This is a genomic window from Weissella fangxianensis, from assembly GCF_024718545.1.
GTDB classification, from domain to species: domain Bacteria; phylum Bacillota; class Bacilli; order Lactobacillales; family Lactobacillaceae; genus Weissella; species Weissella fangxianensis.
Window position 1 is genome coordinate 1 of sequence record NZ_JAMXDB010000052.1, and the last position, 8,704, is coordinate 8,704.

The window sequence follows — 8,704 nt, forward strand, 5'->3', positions numbered from 1 at the left end:
TATATCTATTACTACAATAATAAACGGATTAAAACAAAACTGGCCGGAAAAACTCCGGTTCAATACCGAAATCTTTCCGACCAGTTAGTTGCTTAAACTTCTCTCCAATTTTTGGGGTTCAGTTCAGTGCTTGCTTTTTTATTATTGATTAGTTAGCTGCTTCAATCGTTCAACATACCCATATTGCTGATTGACTTTATCTAATAACTCATCATCATGGGTATGGGCTACACCATCAAATAATATTTCTTGATATAAATTCAAATATGGCAAAGCTAATTCTTTAGCAAGTTTTAATTCCTGGGTTAAATCATAAGCGACTTTGCGAAAGTTTACTTCAGCTAGACCAGTATCATCAATTTCTAGAATGGCATATTGTGCACGTCGGTCATCATTCAAACGACCATGCTTAAAAAATGGCTGGCCCACAGAACCTGGGTTAATCACCAGTTGGTCTTGGCTACTATAACGTAACATTTGATGATGGACATGGCCATATATCGCAATATCAGTTGTCGGGGTTGAAAACAGCTCATCAAAATGAGACGTTGCTTCCTCCGCCAACAATGCCGGCCCCGAATTAAGTGTATTTAGGTTATGCGACAGGTTGATTGTTAAACCATTAACCTGTTTGGTTGTATGAATTGGTAATGATTTTAATTTATTTTGATAGTTAACTTTCAAATGTTCAGCCACATATTGGCCAAGTAAACCAATATAAACGTCCGATGGATCATCAAAATGAATCCCCACTTTCTTCTGCTGGACATCTAAAAAGCAATCATCCCAGTTACCTCTAATATAAACAGACGTATTAATATTTTCTAATAGCTCAAACACTTCATTAGTCGCTGGTCCAGGCATGACAAGATCACCCAAAAACCAGCAGTCATCAATCGCTTGCTGCGATAAATCTGCAATCACTGCTTTTAAGGCGGTCAAATTACCATGGACATCTGACAATAACGCAATTCTCTGTTTCATTTTTCGTAACCCTTTCCAACTATGATTTATTTCTTTAATGGTCTCTTGGCAGCGTCTTGCAATCCCTGATTAATGGTCTCCGCATAGATAACATCCCCGGCATGTCTACCCGCAAAATGGACCCCATCAGTACCTTCAAAGACTTCTGGATGTTCTTGTGCCTTCTTTTGCCAATCTGCAATCGTCACATAGTCATACTTTTTAGGTAATGAACGTTCAAAGTCTGCTAGTTTTGAAGAATTCCAAGTATCATCTGCACGACGATCATAGGGTGTTACGATGATTAACCGGTGTCCAGGCGCTAAGTCATGGACCAATTTGTCTAATTGTTCCTGACTTCCCGCCAAGGCATTCGTACCAATACAGATAACAACATTTTGACGCAAAACTTTGTTAGATTGCGCCCGTATCATCACTTGATAGGCCAAATCCATCGTGCGTTCACCAGCAGCATCAACCGTGCTATCCGCGACATTTTTTTGTAAATAGTCACGTGTCCCTAATGTGACGCTATCACCGATAACAGAGACCCCTTTTGGAATTGTTGTCGCTTTTTTATTTTCTTTAGACAATTTTTGTTGCTTAATAGACGCTGCAACAACATCTTTCGTTGTGTTTAAGTTGTCACGCGCTTGATAAATGCTACCAGTCCATAAATGTTGTTCCAAACTCGTTAAGTTTGGCGCTTGATAGATGGTATACCCGGTAACACCTAATAAAACAATGGTGACTAATAACATCAATGATTTCACTTTAGGCAGTGTGTTCACTTTTTTGATTGCATGGGGATGTTTACCAGCCAAAATTGGCTCAATGATATAATACGAAATTGCTGAGCAAGGCACGCCGATAGCAACAGTCAAGACAACTGCCCAAAATACACTCGTCATTTGTGAAAAAATAACAAATAATGGCCAATGGTACAGATACATACTATAACTGATATCGGCAATAAAAGTTGCCCATTTAGGTTCGTCGATATTTGGCGTTACTTGGTGTAGTGTACGTGCTTTAACAATTGCAAAAGCCGAGACAACACTCGCCAATAATAGACCGCCTAAATAAGTGAAGTGGCTATCAAATGTCATCACGTATCCTAGTACACCCAAAATAATAAATGCTCCAGATATTTCAATGACTGTTGTCAATGGCTTTGCATGTTTCAACTGTTTCATAAACCGTCGTGGTACTGATTGAATACCAGTTAATGTCGCCGTAAGTGCACCAACAAAAAAGGGAAAACAATGCGTCAAGCTGGAAAAATAGATGGCTGAGTAATCCGTTAGATTGAAGCTTCGCAACCCCATTACGCTAACACTAATAATTACCACGAACAAAGAAAACGTTGATAATCTAACCCGAAAAGTTTTCAACGCTTCACTTTGGCTCAATTGCGAATGACGAATCCTCTTGGCAATCAATGCAACAACTAGACCCCATAAAATATAAAAATGCATTTCAACCGCTAAAGACCAAGTATGCACAAACAGATGAGGAATAAATTTGCTTTCGTAACTACCCCCAGTTGCAATTTCAAAATAGTTTGTCGTAAAGCCGATAGCTGCTGCCACCTGCTTACCTAAACCAGTAATATAATCCGGACTCACAAAATATGTAAATGGTATCACCACCAAAATTGCCAATATTAGTGGTGGTACGATACGGTTAAATCGACGTTGATAAAACTTCATCAATTTAAACTGACGCGACTTGGCAAACTCATCAATCATCAAAGCTGTAATCAAAAATCCTGAAAAGGTAAAGAATATATCGACACCAATGAAACCCCCTGAATAAGCGTTCGAAAAGAAATGATAAGACAATACCGCTAACAAGCCGGCAATGCGGACAAAACTAAACCACTTAATGCGCATGGATCAATTCCCCCTTTTTGAAGGTTGCTTGATAATTATGTTTATTCATTTTTAAAACGCCTTGCCCATTAGGCAAATTCTTTTTAAACTGTCCCTTAAATTCCCAGTGATTATGAGAAATAAATCTACCCTGCCCGTTAAATTGCCCATTAGTAAAATGGCCCACGTAGGTATCATCATTTTTAAATTTAACTTTTCCCTGCCCGTTAAATTTATGTTTAAACATACTACCCTGATAAATAATACCGCCATCATCAATTGACAATCGCTGATTATGTTTTTGCTTATCAGGAAGCAAACTATATACTGCCGCAATTAACAAAACAACAATAACTAACCCTTGTATGATGTTTTTTAGTTTCATAAATACTCCTCAATTTCCCAACCCCATCATTTAGTTTATATTAATAATAAAATACATCACGCTGATTGCATAGCGCTTTCAAATTACCTATAACTTATTTAAAAAATGCAAAACAAAAAGGCGGATCAGTTGAAACCAGTCTGCCTCATTAATTTTTCTTGATTAGGATAATCCGTTTTTGGGTGCAAATTTTACTAATCTACAAAAAGATTCATAATCTGTTGAATCGTTAGTTGATCTTTATCAGCGTCTCTAACATCTAAAGTAATCTGTCCATCATGTAACACGACTAAACGATTACCGTATTTTAAAGCATCTTCCATCTGATGAGTGATCATTAAACAAGTTAACTTTTGTTCAGCGACTGTTTGACTTGTTTGTTTCATCAAGGCGGCACTCGTTTTTGGATCAAGTGCTGCCGTATGTTCATCCAGCAATAAAATGTCTGGACGATTTAAGGTTGCCATTAAAAAACTTAAAGTTTGGCGTTGTCCACCAGACAAATTCTCAGTTGGTGTATCCAAACGTTGCGCTAAACCATTTCCCATGCCCGCCGCTAGTTTTTTAAAGCGCTCCTTATTGCCACGCAAATTACGGAACTGTAAATTCCTTTTTTCGCCACGTTTTGCAGCTAATAGTAGATTTTCAGCAACTGACATTCTCGGAGCAGTCCCCATCTTTGGGTCTTGAAAAACGCGGCTTAAAAACTTTGTTCGTTTTTCAACTGATGTCCGACTGATATCTTGCTCATTATGCAAGACTTGGCCTGCAACTGGTAAAATATCACCAGAAATTGTGTTGAATAAGGTAGATTTACCAGCTCCATTTGATCCGATGATGGTAATAAAATCACCAGGATAGACAGTTAAATTGAGTCCCTTTAATATTTTCGTTTGATTAGGTGTATGACGGTTTACAATGGTGGAAACACCCTTTAATTCTAGAACTGCTTGATTACTATTTGTCATTTATACTGAGCCCCTTTCGTAAAATATCATTTAAATGCAACGCATTGCGCAAATTAGGTAACATCATACTAAATGCCAAGATGATTGCAGAAATCAAGTTTAAATCGTTGGTTGAAAAACCAAGTTGCAAGACCAACAACAGTACAAAACGGTAGATAATACTACCAAGGGCAACGGCAACTAAACGTTGATTTAAGGTCAATTCACCGAATACCACTTCACCGATAATAATCGAAGCTAACGCGACCACGATGATGCCAATTCCCATGTTGGCATCAGCATAGCCATTACTTTGTGAAATCAAAGCACCACATAACCCAACTAAACCATTAGATAATGTCAAACCTAAGATGGTCATGTTGTCAGTATTGATTCCCTGTGAACGAGCCATCTTCTTATTATCACCAGTTACAATGAAAGCCTGGCCGAGATTCGTTTCCAAAAACAGTATTACTAAAATAGTAATGGTAATGATGGTAATGCCCCCAATAATAATACTGTCAAAATACTTAGGCAAAGTTTGGAAAAAATTAGCTGAGAAGAAAGTCGTTTTCCCAATCAAAGAAACATTAGAACCGCCCATAATACGCAAATTAACTGATAAAGAACCGGTCATAACTAAAATTCCAGCCAATAAGATGGGAATCTTACCTTTGGTATATAGCAAACCCGTAATTAGACCACCAGCAGCTCCGGCTAGAAAGCCGTACAGTGTCGCTAACATAGGCGAAGCGCCGTTGGTAATGGCAGTAACAGTGACAGCAGCGCCAAGAGGAAAAGTTCCTTCAACCGTCATATCAGGAAAGTCTAAGATTCTGAAGGTCAAAAATAAGGCGACCCCTAAAATGGCCCAAAGTAACCCTTGTCCGATACTTGATGTGATTAAACTCATTTGATTACCCTCCCATTTCTGTGTGCTTGTTGCATGATTTTTTCTGGTATTTGAACGTTTAATTTATCAACTTGTTTTTGATTGATCACGTATTTACCTTTAACAACATATTCGACTGGATAGTTCGCAGGCTTTTTACCATGTATCACTTTAGCGGCCATATGCCCTGCTGAACGACCTAAGTCATGTTGGTCGATAGCGTAAGAAGCAGTACCACCGTCAGCAACCATGGTATCAGCTGCAGGAAAAACAGCTTTACCGGCTTGATTGGCATTATTGACTAATGTCTTCATCGATGAAGCGACACCATTATCCTGCGGTGCATAAATGACATCGACATCGCTAGCCATCTGTTGGCTAATTTGTTGCATATCGTTAGTATTCGCAATCGTATACATTTTTGGTTGTAAGCCGGCTTTTTTAACAAGTTTTTCAAACTTCTTAGCATTACTTTGACCACCAGAATCAGAAGACGTATAGACCACCCCAATCTTTTTTGCTTGTGGCATGACATCTCGTATTAATTTCAACTGTTTATCTAAAGGAGAATCCCCTGAAGAACCCGTCACGTTCGCACCAGGATGCTTTTCTGACTGAACTAGACCCCCGCCGACTGGATTACTAATTCCCGCCATCATAACAGGTGTTGACTTATTAGCTGCGTTGACCAGTGACTGAGCAGCTGGCGTTGCGATACTAAATAAAATATCATCACGATTTGCTAATTGTTGTGCCATCGTCTTCAGGTTACTTTGATCACCCTGGGCATTTTGAAATTCAACTTTGATATTTTTACCCTCTTTAAAGCCTTCATCTTTCAAACCACTAATAATTCCCTGGTGGATCTGATTCAAAGCTGGATGACTGACTAATTGTAAAATACCAACTTTGATTACTTTGTGCTGGGTTAACTTATTATTTGCATTTTGTGCTGGTTGAGTTGCTAAGGAAAACCCTAAGAAAACTAAGATTGCCCCGATAAACGTAATCATTCGTTTCATTTCATTCACTCCAATTCATAAATTATTAGGTAAATTTGACAAAAAAATAAGGGCAAACCAGCATACTCTGGTTTACCCTAAAAATGGTTACGCCAAAGCCTGCTATGTTGGACCATGCAGACTTTGACAAACGAAAAAGAAGTCGACACGGATACAAACTGTTTGCCAGATCGTATCCACTATCGGAATCACGACCTTGTGTGTCGGCTTTGCCAAGCCATGTTCAAATTGTTATTAATTGACTTTTGCATTCTTCTTCGTCCTTTCTGTTTATTGATTGCCTTAAGTTTAGGTAAAGTTTTATGAGTTGTCAAGCATAAAAAGGAAAATATGATTAAATAAAATGAATAAAAACTCATATTAATCAATAAAACGTTATAATAAAAAAAGCAATAGCTACCATCTCAACAGAGATAATAACTATTGCTTCATTTTTTATTTCAGTAGTGTCTGAACTAATAGCGTCAACTATTAGTAAATTTCCCACCACTTTCTCTTAGAAGACTTTCCTAGTCCAGGATTGAAACTATTGGTTGGGTCATTCTTCTTGTAGTGCTCAAGCAATGCAGGAGCTGCTTCATACAAGTGACCAACGTTGTGCTCAGCTGGATAGATTGCACCACGCTTATCAAACAACTTCAACATTTCCTTCTTTAACTCATGACCATCAACACCTGGCTTCAAAATGTAGTCTTGGTGCATAACGTGATCAAGGAAGTGACCGTAGTACAACTTGTATTCAATCTTGTCATCAATTTCCTTTGGTAAGTGCTCGAACCAATCATCATCGTTACGACGTAGCGCAACATCAATTGGCAAAATATCAATTGAGTCTTGCTTTAATTCTTGGTAACGAATAGGAACTGATGCCGTTACATAACGGTGCAATGAAGCCTTGTTTGTCTCATCAGCATTTGCCTCAAAGAAATCACCTTCTTCTTCCTTGAAGAATTCAGTCAAGTATGCACGAGCTTCATCAATACCTGCTCCTGACATCTTCAATTGCACGTAGTGATCGAAACGGTTCGCATAATCCTCAATACGCTTTGGCAATTGGTTAGGGAACAAATGTCCAGCCTTTTGCAAGAAACGGTCTGGGAAATATGGCTTAAAGAATGGTAAATGACCAAGCATACGTTCAGCAGATGCCTTCATACCGAACATTGTAGGTAACATGCCTGTTCCTAGCTTGTCGATAACCATTAATGAATCCTTACCATACAATTTAGCCAATTCATAGGCAGTTTTATGCATGTACTCACCTGATACTGGCAAGTTCTTAAATTCAGCCAAAATGTGACGACGCATCTTCTCTAGAACAGCTGGTGAATTAGTTCCAATGTAGAACACTTGTGATTGACCTGCTGATGGATAAGTATCCAAACGAACAGCAAATGTTGCCACCTTACCAGCAGCACCTGATGCTTCGTACAATCCCTTAGGATCTGCGTTATAACGCGTTGGCATGTCTGAATCCACATCACGAACACGCTTCTCATAATCACGATTGTGTCCAACACGATCATCAGAATTTGGCACATTGTTCAAATCAAAACGACGGTTTGCAAGGTTATCCAAAATTTCTTCTGGTGTGTCACCAAGATCAATACCCAAGTGATTTACCAAGTGCAATTCATCATTTTCATCAATTCGTGCATACAAAGCCAACTCAGTATAAGCTGGTCCACGTTGAATCAACGCACCACCTGAATTGTTGTTGATTCCACCAATAACTGATGCACCTAATGTTGATGAACCGATAACTGAATGTGGCTCACGATTTAATGGCTTCAATGTCTTTTCCAAGTTGAACAAAGTTGCTCCTGGGAAGGCAATAACTTGCTTTCCTTGGTTGATCAATTGTAAGTCTTTAATGCGGCTACCCTTAACGATAACAACATCACGATCATAACCTTCTGTGGGTGTTGAACCCTCAGTTAAACTAGTATTTGAAGCTTGCATAAGAATGATAATATTATCTCTATGCAAAACTTGCAAAACCTTCCACATTTCAACAAGAGTTCCTGGCATAACAACTGCTAATGCCTCTCCATATCCTGAACGATATCCTTGACGATAACGCAATGATTTGGCCGCGCTAGTCACAATGTTGTGGCTACCGACAATGGCCTTTAAATCCTCCACCGTAGACATAAAACTAACCTACCTCCTAAAGTTGTACAATATATAATTCTAATATACCACTTTTCTTAGTTTTTAAAACGAAAAATTTGTGAAATTCAACAACCTACCATTTTACTATTTTTCACAATTAATGGTCAAGACAAAGAAAAGCTTTCTATTTATGGCATCCTTTAAAATTCACAAATACTTTAAAGGGTTATCACCTATTTTATGTATCTCGTATGTGTTTAGTAATTGATATTTTCTATCCTGTTTTCGACACCACCAAAGGTACAAAATCCACTTTACCATAATTTGTAACCGCTTCCAACAGTTTTATTGGATAAAAATGAAAAAGTGACATACTTTTTTGGCTCTATACTTTCTAGCGTGAAACTAAAAATTTCACGCTTTTTATTTCGCCTTTTTCACAAACAAAAAGACACCAATAAGATACCGGCGTAAAATGTAATCGACGAAAAAAAACAGATACGAGG

General features: G+C 38.3%; 8 protein-coding genes. 1 reads left to right on the top strand and 7 read right to left on the bottom strand.

Going from position 1 to position 8,704, the window contains the following annotated elements; translation table 11 throughout:
* Window positions 1-3: 3 nt before the first annotated feature.
* Window positions 4-96, top strand: a complete 93-nt coding sequence (locus NGR58_RS09415) for an IS3 family transposase (protein ID WP_407077141.1) — start codon at window positions 4-6, stop codon at window positions 94-96.
* A gap of 45 nt (window positions 97-141) precedes the next feature.
* Here the strand turns inward: NGR58_RS09415 and NGR58_RS09420 are convergent, their stop codons facing one another.
* The 7 genes from NGR58_RS09420 to dld all read right to left on the bottom strand — a co-directional run bounded on the left by NGR58_RS09420 (window position 142) and on the right by dld (window position 8,237).
* Complete coding sequence (locus NGR58_RS09420; protein ID WP_258089254.1) at window positions 142-984, bottom strand: metallophosphoesterase family protein; 843 nt, start codon at window positions 982-984, stop codon at window positions 142-144.
* A gap of 26 nt (window positions 985-1,010) precedes the next feature.
* A complete protein-coding gene (locus NGR58_RS09425) occupies window positions 1,011-2,858 on the bottom strand; it encodes an acyltransferase family protein (RefSeq protein WP_258089255.1) in 1,848 nt (615 codons plus the stop codon).
* Window positions 2,848-3,222, bottom strand: coding sequence for an MORN repeat-containing protein (locus tag NGR58_RS09430; RefSeq protein ID WP_258089256.1), 375 nt, complete (start codon window positions 3,220-3,222; stop codon window positions 2,848-2,850). The genes NGR58_RS09425 and NGR58_RS09430 overlap by 11 nt, the downstream gene beginning before the upstream one ends.
* Before the next feature lie 194 nt (window positions 3,223-3,416).
* On the bottom strand, window positions 3,417-4,190 hold the full coding sequence (locus NGR58_RS09435; RefSeq protein WP_258089257.1) for an ABC transporter ATP-binding protein: 774 nt from the start codon (window positions 4,188-4,190) through the stop codon (window positions 3,417-3,419).
* Window positions 4,180-5,082 (bottom strand): ABC transporter permease, encoded by a 903-nt coding sequence (locus NGR58_RS09440; RefSeq protein ID WP_258089258.1) that lies wholly within the window; start codon window positions 5,080-5,082, stop codon window positions 4,180-4,182. Before NGR58_RS09440 ends, NGR58_RS09435 begins: the two co-directional genes overlap by 11 nt.
* Window positions 5,079-6,083, bottom strand: coding sequence for a tryptophan ABC transporter substrate-binding protein (trpX, locus tag NGR58_RS09445; RefSeq protein WP_258089259.1), 1,005 nt, complete (start codon window positions 6,081-6,083; stop codon window positions 5,079-5,081). The genes NGR58_RS09440 and trpX overlap by 4 nt, the downstream gene beginning before the upstream one ends.
* A 471-nt stretch (window positions 6,084-6,554) precedes the next feature.
* Entirely contained in the window at window positions 6,555-8,237 is a 1,683-nt protein-coding gene (gene dld, locus NGR58_RS09450; RefSeq protein WP_258089260.1) for a D-lactate dehydrogenase, read from the bottom strand.
* Window positions 8,238-8,704 lie beyond the last annotated feature (467 nt).

What these genes read in the sequence shown, in the direction of transcription:
- NGR58_RS09420 (WP_258089254.1), bottom strand. Translation starts at nt 984, where the DNA reads ATGAAACAGAGAATTGCGTTATTGTCAGATGTCCATGGTAATTTGACC.
- NGR58_RS09425 (WP_258089255.1), bottom strand. Translation starts at nt 2,858, where the DNA reads ATGCGCATTAAGTGGTTTAGTTTTGTCCGCATTGCCGGCTTGTTAGCG.
- NGR58_RS09430 (WP_258089256.1), bottom strand. Translation starts at nt 3,222, where the DNA reads ATGAAACTAAAAAACATCATACAAGGGTTAGTTATTGTTGTTTTGTTA.
- NGR58_RS09435 (WP_258089257.1), bottom strand. Translation starts at nt 4,190, where the DNA reads ATGACAAATAGTAATCAAGCAGTTCTAGAATTAAAGGGTGTTTCCACC.
- NGR58_RS09440 (WP_258089258.1), bottom strand. Translation starts at nt 5,082, where the DNA reads ATGAGTTTAATCACATCAAGTATCGGACAAGGGTTACTTTGGGCCATT.
- trpX (WP_258089259.1), bottom strand. Translation starts at nt 6,083, where the DNA reads ATGAAACGAATGATTACGTTTATCGGGGCAATCTTAGTTTTCTTAGGG.
- dld (WP_258089260.1), bottom strand. Translation starts at nt 8,237, where the DNA reads ATGTCTACGGTGGAGGATTTAAAGGCCATTGTCGGTAGCCACAACATT.